At 36.5% G+C, this 25,547-nt stretch carries 22 protein-coding genes; 9 read left to right on the forward strand and 13 right to left on the reverse strand.

Annotated elements, in window-relative coordinates; translation table 11 throughout:
* Positions 1-132: 132 nt before the first annotated feature.
* From rpoH to G4Y78_RS26910, 5 genes are all read right to left on the reverse strand, one after another.
* Entirely contained in the window at positions 133-987 is an 855-nt protein-coding gene (rpoH, locus tag G4Y78_RS26890) for an RNA polymerase sigma factor RpoH (RefSeq protein ID WP_163836040.1), read from the reverse strand.
* A 346-nt stretch (positions 988-1,333) separates the two neighbouring features.
* Entirely contained in the window at positions 1,334-2,347 is a 1,014-nt protein-coding gene (gene ftsX / locus G4Y78_RS26895; RefSeq protein ID WP_163836041.1) for a permease-like cell division protein FtsX, read from the reverse strand.
* The gene (ftsE, locus tag G4Y78_RS26900) at positions 2,340-3,011 is read right to left on the reverse strand and encodes a cell division ATP-binding protein FtsE (protein ID WP_163836042.1); all 672 of its coding nucleotides are present in this window, start codon (positions 3,009-3,011) and stop codon (positions 2,340-2,342) included. Before ftsE ends, ftsX begins: the two co-directional genes overlap by 8 nt.
* 180 nt (positions 3,012-3,191) lie before the next feature.
* On the reverse strand, positions 3,192-3,617 hold the full coding sequence (locus tag G4Y78_RS26905) for a MarR family winged helix-turn-helix transcriptional regulator (protein ID WP_230425655.1): 426 nt from the start codon (positions 3,615-3,617) through the stop codon (positions 3,192-3,194).
* A gap of 129 nt (positions 3,618-3,746) precedes the next feature.
* On the reverse strand, positions 3,747-4,472 hold the full coding sequence (locus G4Y78_RS26910) for a cytochrome b/b6 domain-containing protein (protein WP_163836043.1): 726 nt from the start codon (positions 4,470-4,472) through the stop codon (positions 3,747-3,749).
* A gap of 132 nt (positions 4,473-4,604) precedes the next feature.
* Between G4Y78_RS26910 and G4Y78_RS26915 the strand changes: the two genes are divergently transcribed.
* Positions 4,605-5,042: a cytochrome c gene (locus G4Y78_RS26915; RefSeq protein ID WP_163836044.1), complete on the forward strand. Its 438-nt coding sequence runs from the start codon at positions 4,605-4,607 to the stop codon at positions 5,040-5,042.
* Between the two features lie 430 nt (positions 5,043-5,472).
* On the opposite strand, the gene G4Y78_RS26920 is transcribed toward G4Y78_RS26915, so the two are convergent.
* Complete coding sequence (locus G4Y78_RS26920) at positions 5,473-5,934, reverse strand: hypothetical protein (protein WP_163836045.1); 462 nt, start codon at positions 5,932-5,934, stop codon at positions 5,473-5,475.
* 84 nt (positions 5,935-6,018) lie between these two features.
* On the opposite strand from G4Y78_RS26920, the gene G4Y78_RS26925 reads away from it, so the two are divergent.
* The 5 genes from G4Y78_RS26925 to G4Y78_RS26945 all read left to right on the forward strand — a co-directional run bounded on the left by G4Y78_RS26925 (position 6,019) and on the right by G4Y78_RS26945 (position 11,892).
* Positions 6,019-6,465, forward strand: coding sequence for a MarR family winged helix-turn-helix transcriptional regulator (locus G4Y78_RS26925; RefSeq protein WP_163836046.1), 447 nt, complete (start codon positions 6,019-6,021; stop codon positions 6,463-6,465).
* Between the two features lie 353 nt (positions 6,466-6,818).
* Complete coding sequence (locus G4Y78_RS26930; protein WP_163836047.1) at positions 6,819-7,391, forward strand: hypothetical protein; 573 nt, start codon at positions 6,819-6,821, stop codon at positions 7,389-7,391.
* 2 nt (positions 7,392-7,393) lie between these two features.
* Positions 7,394-9,172, forward strand: coding sequence for an OmpA family protein (locus G4Y78_RS26935; RefSeq protein WP_163836048.1), 1,779 nt, complete (start codon positions 7,394-7,396; stop codon positions 9,170-9,172).
* Positions 9,173-9,176: 4 nt separating this feature from the next.
* Complete coding sequence (locus G4Y78_RS26940) at positions 9,177-9,716, forward strand: Rab family GTPase (RefSeq protein WP_163836049.1); 540 nt, start codon at positions 9,177-9,179, stop codon at positions 9,714-9,716.
* Positions 9,694-11,892: an EAL domain-containing protein gene (locus G4Y78_RS26945; RefSeq protein WP_163836050.1), complete on the forward strand. Its 2,199-nt coding sequence runs from the start codon at positions 9,694-9,696 to the stop codon at positions 11,890-11,892. The genes G4Y78_RS26940 and G4Y78_RS26945 overlap by 23 nt, the downstream gene beginning before the upstream one ends.
* A 69-nt stretch (positions 11,893-11,961) precedes the next feature.
* Here the strand turns inward: G4Y78_RS26945 and G4Y78_RS26950 are convergent, their stop codons facing one another.
* The 5 genes from G4Y78_RS26950 to G4Y78_RS26970 form a co-directional block, all read right to left on the reverse strand.
* Entirely contained in the window at positions 11,962-15,006 is a 3,045-nt protein-coding gene (locus G4Y78_RS26950; RefSeq protein ID WP_163836051.1) for an efflux RND transporter permease subunit, read from the reverse strand.
* Positions 15,006-16,094: an efflux RND transporter periplasmic adaptor subunit gene (locus G4Y78_RS26955; RefSeq protein ID WP_163836052.1), complete on the reverse strand. Its 1,089-nt coding sequence runs from the start codon at positions 16,092-16,094 to the stop codon at positions 15,006-15,008. The genes G4Y78_RS26950 and G4Y78_RS26955 overlap by 1 nt, the downstream gene beginning before the upstream one ends.
* A gap of 400 nt (positions 16,095-16,494) precedes the next feature.
* Positions 16,495-16,704, reverse strand: a complete 210-nt coding sequence (locus G4Y78_RS26960) for a YgdI/YgdR family lipoprotein (RefSeq protein ID WP_163836053.1) — start codon at positions 16,702-16,704, stop codon at positions 16,495-16,497.
* Positions 16,705-17,059: 355 nt separating this feature from the next.
* A complete protein-coding gene (locus G4Y78_RS26965; RefSeq protein WP_163836054.1) occupies positions 17,060-18,439 on the reverse strand; it encodes a hypothetical protein in 1,380 nt (459 codons plus the stop codon).
* A gap of 113 nt (positions 18,440-18,552) precedes the next feature.
* Positions 18,553-19,338: an AraC family transcriptional regulator gene (locus G4Y78_RS26970; protein WP_163836055.1), complete on the reverse strand. Its 786-nt coding sequence runs from the start codon at positions 19,336-19,338 to the stop codon at positions 18,553-18,555.
* 147 nt (positions 19,339-19,485) lie between these two features.
* On the opposite strand from G4Y78_RS26970, the gene G4Y78_RS26975 reads away from it, so the two are divergent.
* Positions 19,486-20,685 (forward strand): MFS transporter, encoded by a 1,200-nt coding sequence (locus tag G4Y78_RS26975; protein ID WP_163836056.1) that lies wholly within the window; start codon positions 19,486-19,488, stop codon positions 20,683-20,685.
* Between the two features lie 497 nt (positions 20,686-21,182).
* Here the strand turns inward: G4Y78_RS26975 and G4Y78_RS26980 are convergent, their stop codons facing one another.
* Complete coding sequence (locus tag G4Y78_RS26980; protein WP_163836057.1) at positions 21,183-21,371, reverse strand: hypothetical protein; 189 nt, start codon at positions 21,369-21,371, stop codon at positions 21,183-21,185.
* 140 nt (positions 21,372-21,511) lie between these two features.
* Positions 21,512-22,882, reverse strand: coding sequence for an alkaline phosphatase family protein (locus tag G4Y78_RS26985; RefSeq protein ID WP_222937596.1), 1,371 nt, complete (start codon positions 22,880-22,882; stop codon positions 21,512-21,514).
* A gap of 392 nt (positions 22,883-23,274) precedes the next feature.
* Between G4Y78_RS26985 and G4Y78_RS26990 the strand changes: the two genes are divergently transcribed.
* Positions 23,275-24,639 (forward strand): KamA family radical SAM protein, encoded by a 1,365-nt coding sequence (locus G4Y78_RS26990; RefSeq protein ID WP_222937597.1) that lies wholly within the window; start codon positions 23,275-23,277, stop codon positions 24,637-24,639.
* A complete protein-coding gene (locus G4Y78_RS26995) occupies positions 24,611-25,459 on the forward strand; it encodes an ATP-grasp domain-containing protein (protein WP_163836058.1) in 849 nt (282 codons plus the stop codon). Before G4Y78_RS26990 ends, G4Y78_RS26995 begins: the two co-directional genes overlap by 29 nt.
* Positions 25,460-25,547: the final 88 nt, after the last annotated feature.

A 25,547-nucleotide genomic window follows, 5' to 3' on the forward strand; every position in this document is an offset into this window, starting at 1 on the left:
TCACTGACTTTTTTGAAGAGCTTTTTAGCAGAAAATTACTTGATCAAGAAAACATTATTTTTAGAAATAAAAAACCTGCCATATAAGCAGGTTTTCATTAAAATTTTATCTATATCGTTATTTCATTTAGCTTTACGCCAGCATTGTTCCTTTCAGCTTCTTCAACGCATTTTTTTCTAATTGCCGAATACGCTCAGCAGATACGCTGTATTTAGCCGCTAACTCATGCAACGTAGATTTATTTTCATTCAACCAACGATGCTGCAAAATATCTCGACTACGGTCATCCAGTTTTTCCATTGCCTGCTGTAGATTCTGCGTTGCAGCGCCTTTCCAGTCAGACTCTTCTAACTGAAGAGCTGGATCATACCGCTTATCTTCGAGGTAGTAAGCTGGCGCTTGGTAAGCCTGGTCGTCGTCTTCATCAACCCCCGCATCAAATGCAGTATCTTGGCTAGCCATACGGCTTTCCATTTCACGAACAGTTTTTGGCTCTACACCTAAGTCTTTCGCTACAGCATTCACTTCATCATTAGTGAACCATGCTAAGCGTTTTTTACAACTTCTTAGGTTAAAGAACAGTTTGCGCTGCGACTTGGTTGTAGCAACCTTAACTATACGCCAGTTACGTAGGATAAACTCATGCATTTCTGCTTTTACCCAATGCACAGCAAATGAGACCAAACGTACACCCATTTCTGGGTTAAAGCGCTTTACCGCTTTCATCAGGCCGACATTACCTTCTTGGATCAGATCAGCTTGAGATAACCCGTACCCAGTGTAGCTTCTGGCAATATGGACAACAAACCGAAGGTGAGCCAACACCATCTGACGTGCGGCCTCTAGGTCATTTTCATAATAGAGTCGCTCAGCCAGCTCTTTTTCTTGCTCAGCTGTTAATACCGCAATACCGTTAACTGCTTGAACATAAGCTTCCAGGTTCTGACCTGGAGTTAGCGCTTCTATTGTCTGTAAACTGGTGCCCATATAGTCTCCGTAACAGCAAGTCTCCGTAATAACAATCTATGCACTGCAAACTATGAACTACAACTACATTAATATAAAACTATGCGTAACAACAAAGAGATTGAAAGTCTAACACTGTTTTTTTAAGAGTGCGATCTTCTCAGAAAGTTCCTGTAAGTCGAAACACGTCTAACAAAATGAAATAAGTCGACACTGCCCAACTGTTAAAAGATAGTAACTTGATCCCAAGGAATATCAAGCAGCTTAGAATATAAAATACACAACTTGTGTAAACCATTACAGCTACTCACTAAACAACCAGCTCATAATTCATTAACCAAAATCAGAGTCTTTTAGATAAGGTCCTCTAGCGAGGTTCAATCTCTCTTAGGTAGTGCCAGCTAGTCAACCAAGCACCACTACAGCCTAAACCAGCACTCACCCCCAACAGGACCAAACTATCAGAAAAACTTAGCCCAGTTATTTTGAAGTTACTATCATATAGTGCTGATAACTCAGCTACTGGGTCTGCTAATGAGCCTATCAAGCCTTGTAATAAAATCAGTGCTAATACTCCGCCACCTATACCAAACCAAAAGCCCAGATAAAGGAATGGCCTGCGAACATAACCATTGGTAGCCCCGATTAGCTTGATCACCATAATCTCAGCGCGTCTGCTTTCTATTGAAAGCTTGACAGTATTCCCGATTACCAGCATCACTGCTAGTGCTAAGCCTGCACCAATAATCACACTAAATTGGGAAGCGATAGCCGTCATTTTGTTCAGCTTATCCACCCAGGCTAGATCATATTGAATCACATCAATCCCTGCTAATAACCGCCACTCAGCAACAAGCAATTGAATATCAGATGAGTTGAACTGACCACCAAACTTAACAACCAATACCGTAGGTAATGGATTGTTGGGCAGAAATCGAGCAACCCCATCAAACCCTCCAGTGCTCTCCAATTGGCTTAAAGCCTGTTCAGGGGTTATCGTGATCACCTGCTCTACAACACTGGCTTCCTTGATTTTATTGGCTAAGGCATCAGCCTGTGTTTGCTTAACATTTTTTTTAAGAAACACCGACAGCTGTGGAGCACCGTCCCAGCGCTCTCCCAATGTTTTTACATTGGCTAAACCAATATACATCGCCGCAGGTAATGCTAATGCCAGGGCTATCATTAACCAGGTAAACACCGTTGATATCGGTGCCTTCATCAGCCTTTTGAAAGCATCCCACATAGAAAACTGATGGTGTTGACAATATTGAACAACAGGATGAGCGACTTTAGCCGCTTTATTGGTCGGTCGGGCTGGATCTTGGCTGGCTTTAACGGCATCCGCTCGATGGCGAGGTATGTCATTAATACTATTCATTGAGTGTTACATCTCTTAACAGTCGTCCTTCTTGCAAGGTAATCACCCGGTGTTTCATGCTGGCAATTAAGCTCAAATCATGGCTAGCTACCAACACGGTTACCCCTACCTGATTAAACTCGGCGAATAAGCGCATAATTTCAGCTGACAATTCAGGGTCTAAATTCCCCGTTGGCTCATCGGCCAATAGTAAGGGGGGTTTATTGACTACAGCCCGAGCAATTCCCACGCGCTGTTGTTCACCACCAGAAAGTGCTAAAGGATTCTGTTTTTCTTTATTTAATAGGCCTACTTTATCAAGTGATGCTCTTACTCTCCGCGGAATATCACGATAACTATAGCCTGCAATTTGTAAGGGTAGCGCCACATTATCAAACACTGTTCGATCAAACAGTAACTGATGATCCTGAAATACCACACCAATATTACGTCGCAAAATAGGAATATGATTACGCCACAAACTTTGCAGGTTTTGTCCACCAATTGAAACTTGGCCGGCTGTCGGTTTTTCCATGGCAATAATCAATTTCAACAGGGTACTTTTACCAGCACCGGAGTGCCCCGTTAAAAATGCCATTTGGCTTCGAGGTATGTGTAAATCAATACACTCTAAGCCCTGATGTCCATTAGGATAACGCTTACTTACACCATCAAAACGTATCATATACTCAGTAAATTGATTATTGATGAACCGCTATACACTTAGTGTACGGTTATGCAAAGCAAGACACCAGCTTCTAAGTTAGTACTACTTGTTTTAATTTTAGAAGCTGAGATGTAAGGTAGTTAACGTATAAGATATGAACAGCAGTTGTTACCTTTGGGGGAGTAGTTAAAAAAGCTATTAACTGACTAACAACTGCATTAACGACATAAGTTGTGCTCTTTGGTTTTTATCCAGTTTACTCAAATACTGTTTATTGACAGCTTTAGCCTCGGCAATTAACTCTGGCTCTAGCTCTCGTCCTTTTTCGGTCAAAAAAATTCTGAACGCACGACGGCTATCCGGGTCTGGTCGTCTTTCAACCAACCCCAACTCTTCAAGCTTATCTAAAACTCGCGTCGTAGTGTAATTGCGGGTCTGACAGGCTTTCGCCAGTTCAGTTTGGGTACAGCCTTCTTGCTGCCAGAGTAAAAATAGTGTCGGCCATAAGGCTAAATTCAAGCCATACTTCTTGAGTCGAGCATCCAGACTATACCCCATCTGCTGTGAAACTACAGCGATCAGCCAGCCAAAGCTATCCTCTCGTTTCAGTTTTTTGGATGACACGATAAACAATACCCATGAGTTAATACGCAACAAATAAGTATCGCGTATTTAGGGTATTGTTACCAGGAGTGAGTAGTAGTATTTACTACTAATAAAATGAAAAGCTAATCCTCTCTTAGCCCCCTTACTTTAATTGATAGTCACAATTAATAACCCCACTAACCCAAGCGCCACTACCAGTGTGATGATTAATTTTATGCCGCCGGCAAAAGCAAGCTCCCTATTGTCCAACATCTCAGTGCTATCCAGCTTACCTGTCACCATTGCTCTCACCAGTCGCTGGCCTTTTAACAGGTAAACAATAACGGCGATTAAATGAACTGCTATACAAAACACTAACAAACAGGCCAGCACCCCATGGGCTACACCAGCGAATTCGTCAACAGCATTTCCCGTTATAGTAGTTAAATCGATAATGCCACCAAGATGCATTCCCGTGCCAACCTGACAAGTCAGCAGCACCAACATGGTCATCACCATCCAACCTCCTGCCGGATTATGCCCAATAGCCAACTGATTCTTATTTTCTTTAAAGCTTCCACGAAAGTAATGAAAAACAGCGATAGGCCCTTTCACAAACTGACTGAACCGAGCGGTATGACTACCCCATACCCCCCATAACCAGCGCCAAACAACTGCCCAAGTTAGCAGTAGCCCTGCAACCATATGAGGAGGACGATCCCCCAACCCCACAAATCCAGAAATAAGTAATGTACAAACCAAAACGGCTAATAACCAATGGTTAATACGAGTCGCAAGATCCCAAATTTTAACTGAAGAATTAAGCTCAACACCGCTATCAGCAGGTAAATGTGCCTGCTGATAGTTTGCTCTAGGCTGGTTTTTTGTACACATTACTTCTCTATTTACAGCTCACACTCATTTAAGTAAGGCGTAGTTTGCCTAAATAAAATTGCATTTGCAATACTTGCTAACACAAATATAATAAAAGCGATTTTTACTATTGCTATAATAGAGGAGATAAATGTGAACAAGTTGTACTTCACTATTTGCACGCTCGCTGCATGCACTACTACCCAATCAAGCCTAGCTGAAGACTTTTCTAATACAATTAAGCAACGACAACAGACTTTCAAAGCAATTGAAGCATTTATCGATGATTTCGAGAAACCTATTAGCAACATTGAATGGGAAATAATAAATAAAAAAATATCTGAATTAGCAAAATTAACTCATCAATTGCCAGAACTATTTCCACCAGGTAGCAGTGAAGACAGTAAAAGTAAAGAAAAAATATGGGATAGCAAACAAGACTTTAACCATCGACTTGCTGAGCTAAATAACGCTTTTAATAATATGCAACAAGCTTCCTTAGAAAAAAAATGGCAACTACTAACTGAAAACTATAAAATAGCAAAAAACAGCTGTAATAGTTGCCATCGAAAATACCGTTCACTATGGTAAACTAAAAGAATTCATTACTATACTTAAGCACCTTTTAATTGAAGTAGATATTTATAATATGGCACAAATGAAAAAAATTTATCTTAATTTGGTTATACTTTCAATTTGCGGGTGCAGCCTTAACAGTAAAACAAGTAACTCATTTAACTTTTATTGCTCAAAAAATAGTAGTGATGTAATAGTACGAGCCTATTTACCTAAAGGAAAACCGGCTAAAAAAGCAGAAATTACTGTTTATGATGATGCTAGTAGGATAGTACTTCAAAAAAGTTGAACAATAAAGGTCACGCCAGCTTTCGTTTCCCTTCCTATGCTGATGAAATCACTGTTTATGTTAAAAGCCAGGAAGGATGGGAAGATAAATGTAGTTTATTTAGACCACTCAATAAATTTAGAAAAATATAACCCCTCACGGGGTTTCAAAACTCAGTCAAGACGTTTGTTGTAATTGCTTAGGACGAAGCCTGCCTGCCATTTTTAAACCATCACGAATATTCATTCCCATCAGCGTTAAATTGACTGCACCTGCTAATAACTCTATACATTGCACAATATAAAACTTGGTATCGAATGATCCAATTGATGCCCAATGATTGAGAAATAACGCTGCAGGTATCAAAATAAGTATTCCATTTGCCGCAACTATTGGCATGCGTTTCTTTTTGGCTTCAACTAAGCATCCCTTTCGAACTTTTGCAATTTTGGCACCCGTAGCCCCAGTTAATGCCATAGCAGGAACCAGAATAAATAAGCCAGGCATCACAATTAAGCTTTTCACCATAGCAATAGACTCTTCAGAGCCAAATAGCTCAACCAACAAAGTAGACACAGAAAAGGTTGCCATACATAAAGCAGCCAGGATTGCTGCAAGGCGGTGTATGGTATATATCATAGCATTACTCCTACTATTTATTTGACAATATACTGTCAAACTGACAATATGTTGTCAACTTATTTTAAACGAACGAGCATTGATATGAAGCACACTCGTCAAGGTCAAGCATTTACAGAAATAGTACTAGAAGTGTTCAAGCTCAGCGGCTTACTCGTAACTGAAGGCGATAAGCTAACAGCTGAATTTGGGCTAACCAGTGCACGCTGGAAAATTCTTGGTGCGCTTATCAGGTCAAACAATCCAATCACTGTTTCTCAAATAGCACGCCTTATGGGGCAAACCCGCCAAGCAGTGCAACGATTAACAGATGATATGCAGAAAGAAGACTTACTGGCTTTTATAGACAACCCAAACCACAAACGCGCTAAATTAGTATCACTTACCAAAAAAGGAGAAGAGATTTACTACCAGCTTGAGCAAAAACAAATACCCTGGGCAAATCAGTGTTCAGCAGATATAACGGCAACGGATTTAGAAACAACACTTACTGCACTCAGACATATCTCAAATTTATTTAAAATAAAATAAGTTTTTATAATGTTTCATAGCGCCCTTAAATTATTTACAACTCTTATTAAATATCAAATTCTTTAAACGGCACTGAAACTACTCTCCCTAACAAGCCAAAACAAACTTAAACATTGTTTAATATATAGATTATTATTAATACCTATAAAAAAGCATAGTAGTTTTCTAAATTAAAATAAAACCTTATATATAAATAACACTATAAGAATTCTGATTTAAAACATGATTTTCCACCAAAAAAAAAACACCTATCAAATGGTTAGTCAACTTATTAAAATTTATTCTATTATAAACATGTAACACTTATATTTACCCTCTCCTGTTCTCAGAGAAAGGGAAAGGTATTTATCGTAATGAAAAAAGGTACCATTATGACTAAGAAATCTCATAATGTGGTTCATAGCGTTAACTCATCAATACCGAAAGAAGATAACCCAGACAAGCTAACTTCTATTCGCCAACTTTTATTCGGTGAAGAAATTGCCAGGCTAGATGCCACCATTGCTGATCACTATAAGCTATTTTCAGAAAAGTTTATAAGCTTAGAAACTTTAATCAAAACTAGCAACGATAAGATTGAAAAAAATATACAATCAGCTATGTCAGAGCTTAATCAATCCATCAGTGTAAATAATAACAAGCATCTTCAACAAGAAGATAAACTCGAGCAAAAGTTGATAGATTTTAGCTCTCGATTTAAAGAGTTTAAAACACACACCGAACACGATTTATCAGAGGCACATAGTGAACTAGAAACCTCTGCTACCAAAATTTATAAATCCTTGGAAAAAGAGGTGAGGTTACTATCGAAAAAAATTGAGCAAACTTCTCAAGAGCTTAGCGCTAATAAAACAGACCGAAAAACACTTGCCACCTTACTTGAAACTATGGCCGTAAACTTGATCCAAGGACAGAAACAGGAGTAATTATGAGCAGTGGCCACGCCATAAAAAATAGCCATAACCTTGAACATACTCATGAGGAAGATCATCAACGTTTGAGATCTCTAGTATTAGGAGAAGAACTCGAGACTTTCTTAAACAAAAAGGTTAAACAGGATGAAATACAACACACTGCGGAAATATTAACTGAGGCATTTACAATTCGCAATAAAATGGATTCATCTCTAACAGAAGAACTATCCCCTATTCTATCAAAGTCGATTGAAAGCTCAATTAAACAAAATCGTTTAAGTTTTGCAGATGTTATTTATCCAGTCATTGGTCCTGCGGTTAGAAAAGCTGTTGCTAATGCATTATCTGACATGATTTATTCTTTGAATCAGTTATTAAAAAAGAGTTTGTCTGCGCGAGCGATTATATGGCGTTTTAAAGCATGGTTCTCAGGAATTCCCTATAGCCAGTTTGTGATACTGCAAAACTTACAGTTCAGGGTAGAACAAGTATTTTTGATTCACCGAGAAACAGGACTATTGATTGAATCCTGTTCAGCAAAAGATATTTCTTCACAAGATCCAGATCTTATATCAGCAATGCTAACAGCTATTACAGACTTTATTAAAGATTCTTTCAATCAGGTCCAAAATACACAAAATACAGACACTCTAAACTCTATACAATTTGGTGAGTGGAATCTACTTATTGAAACAGGCCCCTATGCCACTATTGCTCTAGCCATAAGAGGCAATGTCCACAAAGATATTAAAGACCGCTTACAGGAAATTTGTGAAGCAATTCACTCCGAGTTTAGCTCACAACTGAAATTATATTCAGGCGATAATACTTTTCTAGAAGGTTGCTATCCTTTACTTGAGGATGCATTAATTGAAAAACAAAAACCTGTAGAAAAATCCTATCCATGGCTAGCAATAGTTGTCCTGATGCTCATAGGTATAATAACAAGTTACTCTATATACATCACTTACACTAACAACAAAAATATGGAGCATCTAATTGGAGAAATAATTAAAAAAATTCAGTTAGAAAAAGGTTATCAAATAATTAGTCATCAATATAATAACAATGAACTTAACATTAATTTACTCAAATCACCAACTTCAAGACCAATTAATCAAGTAATATCTAAAAACAAAACACCAAAACTAAAAATAAATATTACAGACATGAATGCTTCTATCTATGACCCACAACTATTCTTACCTGTTTTAGAGCATAAATATTTAATCAAATTTCAATCAATATCAACAGATAATGGTATCAAGCTAATTGCAGAAGGAACCTTACCCGAAGATCAATTAAAAGCCCTGGCTATCGATCCAATGGTAAAAAATCTTTTTTCAGAATTTGATACCTCTCAAGTAAAAATACAATTACCTAGAAATCGGCTTGCTGAATTGGATACTGAATTCTTGGCTCTAGTTGAAGATATAAACAACATCAATATTTATTTTGAACATCGTTTATCAGTTATTATTAATGAAAGCCATAACACGCTGTCTACATTAATCAACCAACTAAATATATTACAAAAAATTTCCTTGGAGTCTAGCTACTCAATTACACAAATAACTGTATTAGGATTGGCAGATAGAGAGGGCAGGAATAGTGCAAACCTGTCAATAAGTAAAAAACGAGCCCAATTGATAGCTTCTCAATTAAAGGCGAATGGTATTAATGAGAACATTATCGTCGCCTGGGGGTTGGGGGCTATAGATCTACCAAACGTACCCTTAGAACAACAAAGACGTGTAAACATTCGCGTACTATTCCATCAAAAAGTGGAGTGAACACATGCTTTCAAAGAAAATATGTATGTTAGGTGCCTTTGCAGTAGGAAAAACGAGTTTAGTAAAGCAATACGTACACAGTATTTTTAATGAAAAATATCATACTACTATTGGCGTAAAAATTGATAAACGCCTAGTTAGTATTAATGATCAACCTATACAGTTAATTCTATGGGATATAGAAGGTGTTGATATTTTCACTGAGCTAAACCCTTCTTATTTGAGAGGTGCCAGTGGGTATATATTGGTGATTGATGGAACTCGCCCCCAAACCCTAGAAACAGCCCGAGAAATCATGGGCCAATTACAGCTCAACTTAAATGAAAGAAAACTAATCCTTCTCATCAACAAATCAGATTTGAAAAATAAATGGCTAATCAATGATAGTCAATTATCAGAACTTATGATTAAAGAAGAAGATATTTTTATAACCAGTGCAAAAACTGGTCAACGAGTAGAACAAGCATTTCAGCATATCGCTGAACTCATTGCACCAATCACTTGTTATCAAGCAGATCAACATGAATACACCTCTAACCGATAATAACAATTCATATATACTTTCTGATATCCTAACTCAACTGGACATCGCTGCTTTTTATTATAACCATGAATATTTTACTCCAATATACCAGTTACCTTCCTGGTTTATCAATCTTTATAAAATAAAGTCTAAACAACAACTTATATCAACAAACAAATATTTTTTGATAGAGAGCTTTCCATTTATAGAAAATTTTTTACATGATGCTAAAAATACATGGAATAAAGATATAACAAAGCCTCTTCGATCTGGAATCTGGTCCGAATCACTTGATGATATCCATGAGTTAAATTTGGAAGCAATTGCTTTAACATCTCAAAAAAAACCACTAATACTAATTGTAAATGAAACCAGAAATTTTAAATCTAAACAAAAAGTATATCAAAACGCAAGAAACTTGGCATTAAAAAACGAGCGTTTAGAGTCTGCAATTCATCTGCACCAGAGAAAATTACAATTTCGTCTTGAAAAAAATTATACACAAAAAAAATCATTTGAAAATATTAATAAAGATATACAAGATGAATCAACAGCAGTTTTAATTTGTCGTTATGATGGCAGTGTAGAGGTTTATAATAAAGCCCTCATTGATATATACTCACTCCCAGGAAAAAAAGAATTATATGAGAAATCTTTACTCAAAAAATGGAGTAAAGAGGCAGAGCGTCAGTATCCGGAAATACATAGAGTATTAGAAAGTGGACATCACTGGGAAGGAGAATTTGAAACTTTAGACAATGACAATAATAAAAAATGGGTTCATTTAATGATAGCCCCAATTTTTGATCAGTCTAATACCTTAGAACACTATATTTGTATTGCTAATGATATTAGCAACATCAAGCTTTCCTCTAAAGAAATAGAACTATTAACACAAATTGATCCTGTTACTCAATTACCTAATCGCCGTAATTTTTGGAGCTATCTATATGAAAAAATAGATAAAAACAGTCAGGAAAAAAAAAGTCTAGCTTTATTTTATCTTGATCTGGATCATTTCAAGCGAGTGAATGATGATCTTGGCCCCGAACAAGCTGACTTTTTACTAAGCGCTGTAGCTAATCGATTAAAGCAATCTTTGAAAAAGCAAGATTTTATTGCTCATCTTGGTGGCGATGAGTTTGCTATAGTTATAGATGGTATAGAAGACCAACATAATTTATCAAAAATTGCTCAACGAATAAAAAATAATATTTATCGAGATATTTCTTTTGATGATTTTATACTCAACGTAAGCACTAGCATCGGAATCGCAATCTATCCGCAACATGGAGTTAAACCTCACCTTCTAGTAAAAAATGCTGACTATGCTATGTACCATGCAAAGGAAATGGGAAGAAACCAATTTCAGTTTTCTAGTCCCTATAGCACACGCCATATCAAACGAAAAATTCATATTGATCAAGGGTTAAAAATTGCGTTAGCAAACAATGAATTTACTTTACTTTATCAGCCTCAAATCAGCTTAAATAACAAAGAAGATTATAGAGTAGAAGCCTTAATTCGTTGGTACCATCCTAAGCATGGAATGATTACTCCTTCTGAGTTTATATCTATAGCAGAAGAATCAGGTACCATTATTGAAATTGGTCGATGGATATTAAATACGGCTTGTTTAGAAATTAAAAATCTCAATAAATTTTATATTCCAATAAAAATTTCAATCAACATTTCTCCTAACCAATTCAAATTTTCTAATCTAATACAAGAAGTTAATAGATCTTTACAAAATCATAAAATTGATCCTTTTCAACTAGAACTAGAAGTGACAGAAAGTATATTTCTTGATGACTTAGACAATGTTATTAAACAATTAAAATCCTTAAAAAAAATAGGTATTACCCTTGCTCTCGATGATTTTGGAACTGGATATTCTTCATTAAACTATCTAAAAAAACTTCCTATTGATATTATTAAAATTGATCGTAGTTTTATTAATGAAATTCCTTTAAATTGTCATAGTTGCACTATTGTTGAGTCAGTTATTAAGATGGCACACCAATTACATATTAAAGTAGTTGCTGAAGGTGTAGAAACAGAAAGACAATCAAAGTATCTTAGAAGTTTAAACTGTGATTACATACAAGGATTTTTATTCTATCCACCTCTCACTAATAAAGAACTTATTAACCTTTACCAATCCCGCTCACCTTTCAAATCAATCAAAAAATATTAATTTTTTTATTTTAAGCTGTATAGTTTTAATCAAAATAATTAAAACTATACTTTTAATAAAAAATTAAAATTATATCTTTACTCTATAAAACACTGCATACAACACAGGCAATACAATTAGAGTCAGCAACGTCGCGCAGCCCAAACCAAAAATAATAGTAACCGCCATACTTTCAAAAAAAGCATCAACCACTAACGGAATCATTCCTAACATAGTGGTAATGGCTGCCATACAAACCGGACGAACCCGACTAACCGATGCATGGAATATTGCGTCATAACAGTTTTTACCAGAGTCTGCTTCTAGTTTAATTTGTTCAACTAATACAATTCCATTTTTCAACAACATACCAATTAAACTCAATAAACCTAATAGCGCCATAAAACTAAAAGGCTTATTTAATAACAACAAACCACCAACAACGCCTATTAGTGACAATGGCACAGTTAACCAAATGACAATAGGCTGCCTGGTTGTATTAAACAGCAGCACTGTAATTAAAAACATAAACAGTAAACCTACTGGCAACGAGCCAAATAAGCTGGCTTGCGCTTTCGTAGCTGTTTCATATTCGCCCCCCCACTCCAGCTCATAACCATCAGGCAAAGGGATTGACTCTATTTCTTTTTTTATACGCTTAAATACACTATCTGCCGTTTCATCACTTAGCAATACAGGGTCTGCATAAACCGCCAGCATTCTCTTACGATCACGCCGTTTGATTAATGGGTTTTCCCAGTCAATATGAATGCCTGAAGTAATTTGTGATATAGGCAAATAGGTTGAATATTCCGGGCTCCATACTTGTAACTCAGTCAAACTGGAAGCACTAAGCCGCTCTTTATCTGGCGCACGAACAACAATAGGAATCAGGTCTGTACCATCCCGATAAGTACCCATAACCTTACCGCTAAAGTTCACCAGTAACGCTTCATCTAAAGTATTTTTTGTAATACCTGCCCGCCGTGCTTGTTCTTCCAACAACTCAGGCCTAATTACCTTTACTCGGTTACGCCAACTATGACGTATATTATCCGTCCAAGGATCAGCATTAAACACGTCAATCGCTTGAGCTGCTAATTGACGCAATATTTCTGGGCTTTCTCCATAAAACCGCGCCTCTATCTTTGCAGCGGGAGCAGGACCATTTTCCAATTTTTTAACCCTAAAATCCGCTTTAGGGTGGTCGGTTCTTAATAACTCAGTCACCTGTACCAGCGCTTTTTCAAGCAACTCAAGATCTTCCATATTGACGATTAATTGTCCATAGCTACTGTAACTGTCTTCAGGTGCATAAGGTAAAACGAACCGTTGCGAACCACCACCAATAACTGCAGTTACATTCATTACACCAGGCACTACTTTTACTTCTTTTTCAAGTTTAGCAATGGCTTTATTAGTCGCTCGAATATCTGTTCCTTCTGGTAACCAGTAGTCAACAAAAAAAATAGGTGTTGTCGATGCAGGGAAAAATACATTTTTTACTTTGGTAAAACCAAAAATTGCAGAGGCTAGCATAGCAACTACAACCACTATGGTTATAATACGATGTTTTAAACACCAGCTGAGCAATACTTTATATACCTCAAAAAAGGCACCTTGATAAAGCTCTCCAGTTGTTTCTGTAGCATTAAGTTCTTTATAAAACAAATCAAAAAAGAAAGGCGTTAACGTAATCGCCGTTATCCAACTTAAAAACAGCGCGACTAATAACACCCAAAATAGGGAGCCAACAAACTCACCGGTAGAGTCTGCCGAAAGCCCAATTGGTGCAAATGCCATAATGGCAATCACCGTTGCTCCTAATAATGGCCACTTAGTTTGGTCAACAACCGCTTTCGCTGCTTCCAGTTTAGTCAGCCCTTTCTGTAAACCAATCAACATCCCTTCAGTAATAACAATGGCATTATCAACTAACATTCCCAATGCAATTACTAATGCACCTAAGGAAATAATCTGCAAGTCGATAGCCATCACTTGCATTACAATAAAAGTACCCAAAATGGTTAGCAGCAAAATCAATCCCATCAGGATGCCGCTACGAGCCCCCATAAAGACCAATAACACTACAATCACAATAGCAACTGCTTCTAATAAGTTGATTAAGAAAGCAGATACTGACTGATCTACTACCTCTGCCTGATTGTAAACATTTGTAATTTCCATCCCTAGTGGACGGTCACCTTCTAACTCATCAATACGAGCCATCACTGCACGACCGACATCAACGACATTTACCCCGGCCATAAATGACACACCTAGTGACAAGGCAGGCTCACTATTCAAGTGATAAAGCTTATTGGGCTGATCTGTAAAAGCTCGCTGAATGGTAGCAATATCCCCTAAATACACTAGTTGTTCACTACCAGAAGCACTAATAAGTAGGCGTTCCATTTCTTTTACATCATTAAACTCCCCAGTTGGGTGAATTCTTATTGACTCATCACCAACAAAAATATCTCCAGCATTAGAAACCACATTCTGATTTTTCAATAAATCAAAAATGCGCTGCATACTAATTCCTAATGCAGTCATTTTCTCTCGCGAGATTTCTACATACACTCGCTCTGGTAAAGATCCATCAATAGAAACTTTTTTTACACCCGGTACTAGCACCAGCTCTCGTCGTAATAGATCTGCATAATCTTCAAGATCGTGGTAGGAGTAACCAGCACCAGTAATATTTAATAAAATACCAAACACATCGCCAAAATCATCTACCACTAATGAAGGCCTTACCCCTGGAGGAAGTGAAGCTTGGGCATCATATACCTTTCTTCTCAGTTCATCCCAGACCTGTGGCAAGGTATCTTTATTGTAGGTATCTTTTATTTCTACCTTAATTTGAGATAACCCAGTACTGTTAATAGAGGTAACATGATCAATATACGCTAATTGCTGGATAGCATCTTCTAGCTGGACTGATACTTCTTCTTCAACTTGTTGAGGCGTTGCGCCAGGGTAACTGGTAACCACCAAAGCATCTTTAATAGTAAACTCAGGGAACTCTAATTGCCCCAACTTAAAAAAAGACGAAATCCCCCCCAGCAATAAAATTAAAGCAAACATCCAACTAATAACTTTATTGCGAATAGAGTACTCTGCAATATTCATTACAGCCCCCGCTCTTTAACCCATGGCTTAACTTTCAAGCCAGCTTTCAGGTGCTGAATACCCGCTACCACAATTTTATCACCAGGCTTTATACCAGTTAGCACTTGTACGCCCTCATCAAGTAATTGGCCCAGAGTAACCTCAACCGGCTCAACGGTTTGCAGCTCTGAGTTATATCGCCATACAACTGCCTTATTATCCTGGTCAGGGTTATCAACCGCAGCAACGGGGACGATTACTGCATTTTCACTGGAAGGACGACTAATCTTTGCAAAATCAATAGTTATTGTTGCACTCATACCAGGCAAAATATTCATTCCTTTAGGCGCAGGCATAGTAAAAAGCACCTCATAAGTTTGAGTACCAGGGGTTACCTGAGTCGAGTGCTCTTTGTATTGCACCTCATATTGAGTATCTTGCTGGGAGGCAAAGTAAGCTGTCGGTTTATAATTTACTTGTCTTGCATCTTTGCGAATATTAGCAATAAATTGATCAGGAATTTGTAAACTAATATCAATATTGTCATGGTTTTCTAATAACAATATTGGCTGCTTGGCTTGCACAGTCTGGTGATTATCAACTAATGTTTTTGCAACTGTACCATCAAAGGGTGCTTTTAAAACTGTATATTGAACATTATCTCTGGCTAGTTCTAGTGCTGCTTTAGTTGATGCTAATTTTGCTTTAGCTTGATCATATACAGATCTTGATACGGTGCCTTTTTTATATAATTGAAACTTACGCTGATGATCTGCCAGAGCTAGATCATAGCTTGCTTGCCTATCCGATAACTGATTTTGCATATCAGCATCATCTAACTTAGCCAGCAAAGAACCTTTAGTAACCTGTTGACCTTCTTTTACATTCAGCTCAATCAGCTCGCCATTAACCCGAAATGATAACTCAGCTGCCTGAGACGCCATAACCTTGCCAGGGAAGCTTCTGACTAAACCACTGTTACTATCTTGCACCGTGGTCAGCTTAACTGGTCTTATGGAGGCCTTTTTAATTGGCGCTTCAGTCTTACTACAACCTACAACCGCTAGCGCAACAAGCACAGCTACCCAAAAACTGTTTACTGAGGCCATTAGGCATTCCTCTTCAGCTCAATAAGTTAATCTGGTTACAAATAGTAATAGAGGAGTATTGCAAGTGCAACAATAGCTACTTTATTGTTTAAAGAAATAACAGTTAGTGTCGTTAAAAATAGAAGACTAAAAATTATTAGTCTAACTAAATTTATAAATTTAAAAGTCTATACCATGAAAAATAATTTTTATTTTAATTAACTATTATTAAGTCTGAATACATATTAATTTAAAAGATTAAGTTAATACGCCTGAAAGATAGGAGGAGAGTATAAAATAGTTAGATTAACGAAAGAAGCTAGAAAAAATGGCTCAGTTATATTCTTATTAACCCTTAAGTTTTAACAAAAACTTAACTGAGCTGTTAGTCAAAAAGCTAGGTGAAAATACCTATAAAATATTACATGTCATCAATAGTGACGATCTCATCTTTATTCACCGTTCTCAGGCGACCAGTTGTATCTTCATATTCGTAAAAACCTGTGTCCTCATTGAAATAGACTTCGTCAGGCGTATTGATAGTTGAACCATCCTTCATTTTAATAACCTGCGGAGAAGAACATCCGGCTAACAAAGCAGCGACACTGAATACGAGAAAGAGTTGTTTCATTTAATCTTCCTTCACTCATCAATAAATTTATACCCGGAATATCAGGCAGTAAATAACACAAGTTTAAAAAACTTTTCAGCAAATCCGAAAAGCCAAGCTAACCGACAATAGCGAATTATTATTGCTAGGGCAAATTTTTTACAAATCTCTGCGACTACATTCAAACACTTGTTACATTAGGATCAGTACAAACTACTAATTAGGGAAAGTCATTAAGTAGTGAATATTTAGCACAAATAAGGCATGAGTATCATAAAAAACCCTTCGTTTAGATTATCTGGTAGATAAATGTCGGCTATTTTTCAATTATCCCTATCCCGTACAAATCGAAAGATATATAGCAACAATACTCAATCTAGGGCCTGTTCACACTGTTTTTCTTGAGCTTTTCATTTTGCTCAGCCAGTTTATCAAGTAACTGCTCAACTATTGACTTACTTTCTTCAGCTTGTTTGACAATGGTATTACCATATGCTCTTTGCTCATCCCTTAACCGTTGTAGTTTTTCAATAATATTGTTGACTTGTCCAGTACTCTGCAAACCAGCTAAGTCATTGTTATTTGGCATCTGATTAATATCTACAAGACCCTGAACTCTTTCGTGAAAATTATTGAGAAGTCTGTCAAAAAATGTTGTATTAAATGCTGCAGCACCAGTTTCGTTTAATTGATTCGAATTTGTCTGTATGGCCAAGTCAACTTCCTGAATGGTTTTTACATCACCATTTTCCATCAACACAATGCCATTTCCTTTAATATTACCTAAAAGAACGCCCTGCTTTGAGACCAGGTTAAAATCATCTTGAGTATGACCTAAGTAAATTGCACCAACACCAACTTCAGCCAAAGATTTCAATACTCCGCCCTCACTGCCATCTTGAACCCACAGTTTTAATTCTTGAAAAATCGGGTCATTCTCATCAATCCATAAATTATTATCACTATCATACAGAGCAAGCTCAGCAAATCCTTGTCCTGTTTGGGGTCCAAAAAGCTCTAGCCCACTATCAACAATACCATTATTATTTTGATCTAAAGCGAAATAACCACTACCAGAGCCAAGCTGAGATACTTGTTCAGTTTCTCCATCGCCATTTAAGTCAAAGTTAAAAAATGTATCAGTCAAGTTAACTGTTTCGGCGCCAAAGTTAATGACAAGGGGGTCTACTACTTGCTGCACAACAATTGACTCACTGGACGACTCAAACAATTGGGTTTGTTGTACTTGAAAACCAATTGAAAATTCTATTTTTTTGCCATCAGCTGTGACTACACTACCTGTTGCCGAAAATTGACTTTGCTCATTAATATGAAAAAATTGGTACTGATTAATTTGTACTATACTTGTTTCTGGTAATTGCTGAAACTGATTAGCAGCAGCTAAGTTGTTTGCGGTTGTTAACGAACTTACTCCCACTTGAAATCTACTTAATATAGAGTTGCTAACTGCTTTAATAAACTGTTTGGTAGATTCTGTAGTATGATTATCTAAATTTCCAGTAACTTGCTGATTTTTATATACAGATTGATTGTGATTTATATAATTCCTTACCTGGCTTGCTGAATTGAAATCCTGCTGCAAATGATATAGATATTTCTGCCGTGCATCTAATGATATGCTTACTTTATCAGTACCAAATTGAAAATTCCGTGACCGCCTATCATTTACAGTCAAGGCTTCAATGACACGAGAGTGGCTATATTCCATGCCCACAATAGCAGCTGAAATTTTCATTGAATATCCCTGCCAGCTACGCTCAACCGAACAAAAAAATCTTCTAAATAGTGTATCGACCAGATGCTATTTATATTTAGTTCATTCACGAATAATTATTATAAATGCCATTTTTACTTTAAACTGAGTAGGTAATTTTTTGGGCTTACTCCCATCTGCCGCTTAAACATATTAATAAAGGCCGCACTTGACTCATATTGCAGCTCAAAGGCAACTTCAGTAACTGTCATCCCACTAATCAGTAACTCAATTGCTTTGAGCACTTTTAAACGTTGCTTCCACTCACTAAAACTCATTTGAGTTTGTTTAACGAAAATTCGTCTGATCGTTCTAGCAGAAGCTCCAAGTTGAATGCCCCAGGCTTCTAAGGACTGATTATCAGTTGGTTGTTGTAAAAGGGAGTTTACCAATTTAGTCAAACGAGTGTCTTGTGGCACAGGCAAATTCAACGGAACAGTTTCAGCAGATTTCAAACTGTCAAACAACACTAGCCATAAGTGCTTAATGATGCTGCTTGGCTTACCTTTAACTGGAATGTTAATGATAGCTAAAATTATTTCTCTTAATAAAGCTGCAACATGAATAACACCCGTTGGTCGACTAAGCTTTTCAGACCAATACTTATCAATATACAAGCTACGAAATTTAGCTCCGGATAGTGTAGATACTTCATGATCTGTATAAGGCGGCACCCATACAGCTTGTTGGGGTGGCACCAAAAAAGTACCAGCTTCAGTCTTTACACAAATGAGCCCTTCTACAGCAAATAAAAGCTGCCCCCAAGGATGTTGATGAGCAGCAACAAAGTACTTAGGTGGCATATCTACAGCTCTTGGTTCTACAATCCATCGTAATGTTTTAGGAACATCCGACATACCACCCACAACAAGAGTATCCACTCACAAATCTCAACTATTTGGCAAATTTGTCCATATCAATAAACTATCTGGCAATATTAATATATTATGACAGGTAATTATCCTTTATGCTAGGGGCTGTTAACCCTAATTATGGGTAATTAGTCTTTATAAAAGAATTGAATACTAATGAAGTTAATGAATAAATACGGTACGCCAAAAATATTTTTAATTTTATTGTCTATTGCAATGCCGCTTTGCTTCTCCATCTGGCAAGTGTTGCTTAATAACTTTAGTATTCAAGAAGCAGGGTTTACTGGAAAAGAAATAGGTATCCTACAAAACCTTCGAGAAGTACCTGGCTTTCTTGCCTTTACTGCTGTTTTTATCTTATTAGTTATAAAAGAGCAACGATTTGCTGTTATTTCTCTGGCAATACTCAGCATTGGCGTTGCTATTACAGGATTCTTTCCAACTGAGTATGGCCTGTATGCAACAACAGTATTAATGAGCACTGGCTTTCACTACCTGGAAACTATCAAACAGTCTCTAGCTTTACAGTGGCTGGATAAAAATACCGCCCCAATATTTATGGGAAAACTATTAGCAGTCGGCTCATTAAGCTCTTTAGTAGCTTATGGATTAGTCTGGTTGTTAAGCTTAATTAACATAAGCTTTACCAATACTTATTTATTAGGCGGTAGCCTTGGGCTGATCATCGTAGCAATTTTATTACTGGGATTCCCTTTATTTCCAGAAAAAGTAGCACAGCATAAAAAATTAATCTTAAGAAAACGTTATTGGTTATATTATTCACTTACTTTTTTAAGTGGAGCAAGAAGACAAATTTTTATTGTGTTCGCTGCGTTCATGATGGTTGAAAAATTTGGTTATACAGTAGCAGAAATAAGCATTCTTTTTATTATCAATCATGCTGCCAACCTTTATCTAGCTCCTCTTTTCGGTAGGCTTATTCAAAAGCTAGGTGAGAAAAAAACATTAACCATTGAGTATGTTGGTTTAATCATTGTATTTACAGGCTATGGAATTGTCGAATCTGCAACAGCAGCAGCTGTACTTTATATCGTTGACCACCTGTTTTTTGCAATGGCCATTGCGATCAAAACTTATTTTCAGAAAATTGCAGATCCAGCTGATATTGCTTCCAGTGCAGGTGTTAGCTTTACTATAAACCACATTGCAGCAGTAGTTATACCAGCAATTTTTGGATTGATTTGGTTAGTAAACCCCTCATTAGTTTTTTATATTGGCGCATTGATTGCCTGCTTATCTTTATTAACCGCTCAATTCGTGCCAAACAATCCAACCCAAGGCAATGAAAATATATTTTCACGTAATAAACAATTTTCAACACGGTTAGAGCAATAAACAGAACAAAAATTTGCAAGGCCATGTTTCTTAGCTACAATTACACAGTCAGCTAAGTCCAAATATAACATGTTAAAAAGTAGTTTATTTAAAGCGCTGCTTTTTGGTGCCTTTCTGTTACCTGAAATTATTTGCATTTTATATTTTTAGAGATGCAGCAAAGCACTAATAGATAGGAAATAATTATCATAGCAGCTAATAAAGCCTTCACCATAGGCAGCTCTATCATTTTTTATGCTTAAAAATAGATCAAGCTTGATACAAGAAGATAAGCAGGAAATAATAAAGCTATATTTAGTATGAGAAAATTGTATTGTTAAAAAATACTACCAAATATATTTTTTTGTAAAAAAAGAAAAACCCAGCAGCCCGCAGAACATCCCTCCTGCAGGCTGCTAGTCACTCACGGCCTCTTTGCCTGAGTATTTCAAATTATAGCATATAAACTTTATTAATATTGGCGCTTTCTCTTCCAAACAAATGTTACTAAACGCTAACTATTTTTCTTTGTTGGGAGGGTTACCAAGCACGATGCCAACTCGCGGCTTATTGCCTTCCATACCGCTTTGCCCTTTAGGGATTTCTTGGATTTTTCCACCTGATTCAAGGAATGCAGCAACTTGTGCATCAATATTTTTCTGGCGGGTCTCACTTGATAGTTCATCTTGTAGTTTCTTGCGTGCCATGGGTGCTCCTGCTTAAGTTGAGCAACCATTATACACGAAAAGCAAGTCATTTGGCTGTTTACAGATAATTGGCACAAAAATATCACCTGTAATATATCATAAGTAGAGCCTCTGACTTTAAACAAAGGCTCTACCATGTATTACTCCACTTTTAGCTCAGATAACTCCATAGCATCAGGACTACCAATACAGTCAAACTTAGCTACATGCTCATTCCTTCCTAGGGTGACCGGAGTTCCTGCATCAGCATCCCATTGAAAGCCACAGCTAGTATCATTAATTGTTGTAGTCATTCCATAACTATTGATTTGCATTAAATCTGCGTGACCAGCGCAATCAAACTTAGCTACATGCTCATTTTCTTCAAGAGTTAATGGTGTTCCCTTATCAACATCCCACTGCAAACTACAACCAGAGCCATGAATATTGGTATATATTTTATTACCTCGGATAAACAAGGGATCCGCATTACCATCACAGTCAAATTTAGCAACATGTTCATTTTTGGTTAACGTAATAGGAGTCCCTGCATTAGTATCCCATTCTAAGCCACATTTTTTCCCACCAATATCAACATAAACTTTAGTTGCTGTAATACTGCCTATTAGTGGTAATCCATCTAATCCCCAGTGCTCGTCATTCATAATATTAAGAAAACTAAGAATAGTAGGAACAATATACGTCTGCGCAGGTTCATTATAAAGTCCACCAAAACTATTATTTGGAACAGCAGCCACTTGTTTATAATTACTATTTAATGGTTTGTTACTAGCAATAAAGATTGTCTTCTCTTTTTGTGTTTGACTACCGTGCCCTTTCCCCCATGCATCCCGCCCATGATCTGTGGTTACAAGAACCAGCCAGTTTTCTCCGAGTTGCAACTCCCTATTTTCAACTTCATCCAATAACAGTCCAAGCCGTCGGTCAGATCTTAATATCGAGTCATCATAAGCTTGGCCATGGCCATGGCTATGGCCTGCGGCATCAGGCTCATCTAAATGTAAAAAAATAAAGTCAGGAGATTCATGCTTAAGCACCTGTAAAGTTCTATTTAGATTATCATCATCACTACCACCTTCAGCATGCCTTGTTAAAATATCCATATCACCTATAAAAAATTTAGTATGGATTGGTCCCCATGTTGAAAACCCATATATTTTCGCTTGATTATTTGCGTTATAAATATATCGATAAATACTCGGCCAATAATTGTTAGCAGCACCATCATCATTGCTGGAGATATTATGTTTGTTTTTCCAGACACCTGTCATAATAGTTGCCCAACCAGGCCCGCTCACAGTTCTTTGCTCTGACTTATGCCACTGAACACCGCCGGTATAAGCTTTAATTAGATTAAGTCTATCAAATGACGGTGTATTAAGCGCCAATATACGTTCATATTGAACACCATCAATACCAATTAATAATACTTTATTCTCAGCTGAGACCTTCATTGCCATTAGAAGCAATACGACAATTATACTAGCAGCACTTATTTTCCTATGAAACACTTTACACTCCTTATTTATTTTTTCTTAAAATACAAAGCTATTTTATAGATATATAAAATAATATGGCCTTCAAATGAGTTATTTAGAATAACAACTAATTGTGTACATATTATTGCTTGATATGCTAATAAAAGTTATTACAAAATTAATTAATTAATACTTACTTGCTTCGATTTATTAGGTATTAGGAACAGGAAAGTACACATTAGTCACACATAAGAAAATGAAAAATGTTGAATATTTTGTTAAATACAAGTAAGTATTTGCAAATCTATACTTATTATTCTAGACACGGTATATTGCTTGCCTTGCAATCTAACTTAGAATTTGAATATAAAACAACCACATTTTCCCATAACCGTGGTATTAGTTGATAGGCAATATTACAAGTAATGATAAAGAGAAATTATCAACTTAAATACTATAACCTTAAAAATTTTGAGAGTATTCCTCAACTACAAAGGTTTAATGATGAGCAAAAGCATGCTATTCGTGTAGTAGGCAATATTCTACCATTTCGTACCAATAATTATGTACTTGATGAGCTTATTGACTGGAACAATATTCCTAATGACCCTATGTTCCAGTTAACCTTCATGCAACATGATTTCCTCTCTAAAGAGCAGTTTAATCAAGTTGCTAATGCTCTTAGCCAAAAAGACAAACCTGATGACTTGAAATACATTATTAATAAAATAAGAACTCAACTAAACCCTCACCCAGCAGGACAATTAGCCCATAATGTACCTGTTTTAGCAGGTACGCCTGTCCCAGGTCTTCAACATAAATACCAAGAAACCGCGTTGATTTTTCCTGCAGCTGGGCAAACCTGTTTTACATATTGTACTTTCTGCTTTCGTTGGCCCCAATTCATTGGGGATAAGCAACTTAAATTTGCTACAGATCAGCATCAATTATTTTTTCAGTACTTAAAAAATCACAAAGAGATAACGGATGTACTTATTACCGGCGGTGATCCCATGACAATGTCAGCACGCCATCTCGATAAACTGATTACCCCTCTGCTTAGTAGTGAATACAAACATATTCAAAATATACGTATTGGTAGTAAAGTTCTATCATTTTGGCCCTATCGTTTCATCACTGATCAAGATGCAGATCATTATTTACGTCTCTTCGATAAAGTAAACAATTCTGGTAAACATCTCGCCTTTATGGCTCATTTTAATCATTGGCGAGAACTAGATACTCTTGCTACTGAGAAAGCAGTAAAACGAATTTTAGCAACAGGCACCAGTATTCGTTGCCAATCTCCCTTACTTCGAAAAATTAATGATAACCCAAATGTTTGGCAACAAATGTGGCAAACCCAAGTGCAACTTGGAATGATCCCTTACTATATGTTTATCGAGCGCGATACTGGGCCTAAAGCTTATTATGAAATACCATTAGTACAAGCATATGAAATTTATAGGCAAGCTTACCAAAAGGTATCTGGACTTGCTCGAACAGTAAGAGGCCCGTCTATGTCGGCTGCACCAGGAAAAATTACAGTGGAAGGTGTAGAAGAAATTGCCGGTGAAAAAGTGATTCAACTTAAGTTTCTTCAAAGTCGCAAACCAGAATGGTGTAATAAGATTTTCTACGCAAAATTCGATGAAAACGCATGCTGGCTGGATGAGTTAGTCCCAGCTTTTGGTAAGCAAGTATTCTTTTTTGAAGCAGAGCTATTAAAGGACACCTCCAATAGCAATAAGGATAAAATTGATGTTACCCCAATTAGTTTGTCTTACTAAAGCCCTACAAAATTTACACATCCCATACTCTCTATTAGACCCAGAAGGTAATTTAATTAGAGTTGAATTGCATAGTAAAAGCTATTTATTTCAAAGAAGCCGAACTCCTTTTAACTCCGAGTCTGTAGCACAAATTTGTTTAGATAAAGAGCATACTTACCATATACTGAAAAACGTTATCAACATGCCTAAAACAATTGGCTTTCTTGATTATCAACAAGCTTCTGAGTACCCTCAATATACGTACTTTGACAGTTTAGATAAAATAATTGAAGAAATTGAAGCTAAGTTTTCATACCCCTTGGTAGTTAAACGAAATAGAGGAGCCTTATCTAAGAATGTTTTTCTTTGTCAGTTTAAGAAAGAACTAATTGATGCTTTAAATGCTATTTATAATAGAAAATCACTTGATTATGACTATGTAGCTTTAGCACAATATTTTATAAATACAAAACAAGAATACAGGGTAGTGTTCTTCAAAAATGAATTAATTTTAGCTTACGAACGATATACAGACCAACAAGGCTTTAAGGCTAACTATTGGAACTTACCTGGAGGGTGTTCAAAATATATAACTGATAGTTGTCTATTAGAAGAACTAAAGAATTTTGTTGAGCCAATTTTTCAACATATTCCAGCAGCGATGGTAGGTGTTGATATAATCAGAGATATATCAGGTGATCTTTTTTTAGTTGAGTTGAATTCAGGGCCAAAATTTAGCCACTTCATTGAATTTAATGGCGAAGAATTAATTATTGAAATGTATAAAACTATTTTCAAAAAATTAATAAATACTACTCATTATAGTGAAGCCATATAAATCTTTTTTAAAGGGAAGTTAGAATAGGTAAAAGTGTACACAATAAGCCTATCACAATATCTTTCAATACCTGCAACTGGATGACTAA

This window comes from Spartinivicinus ruber (genome assembly GCF_011009015.1).
Taxonomy (GTDB): domain Bacteria; phylum Pseudomonadota; class Gammaproteobacteria; order Pseudomonadales; family Zooshikellaceae; genus Spartinivicinus; species Spartinivicinus ruber.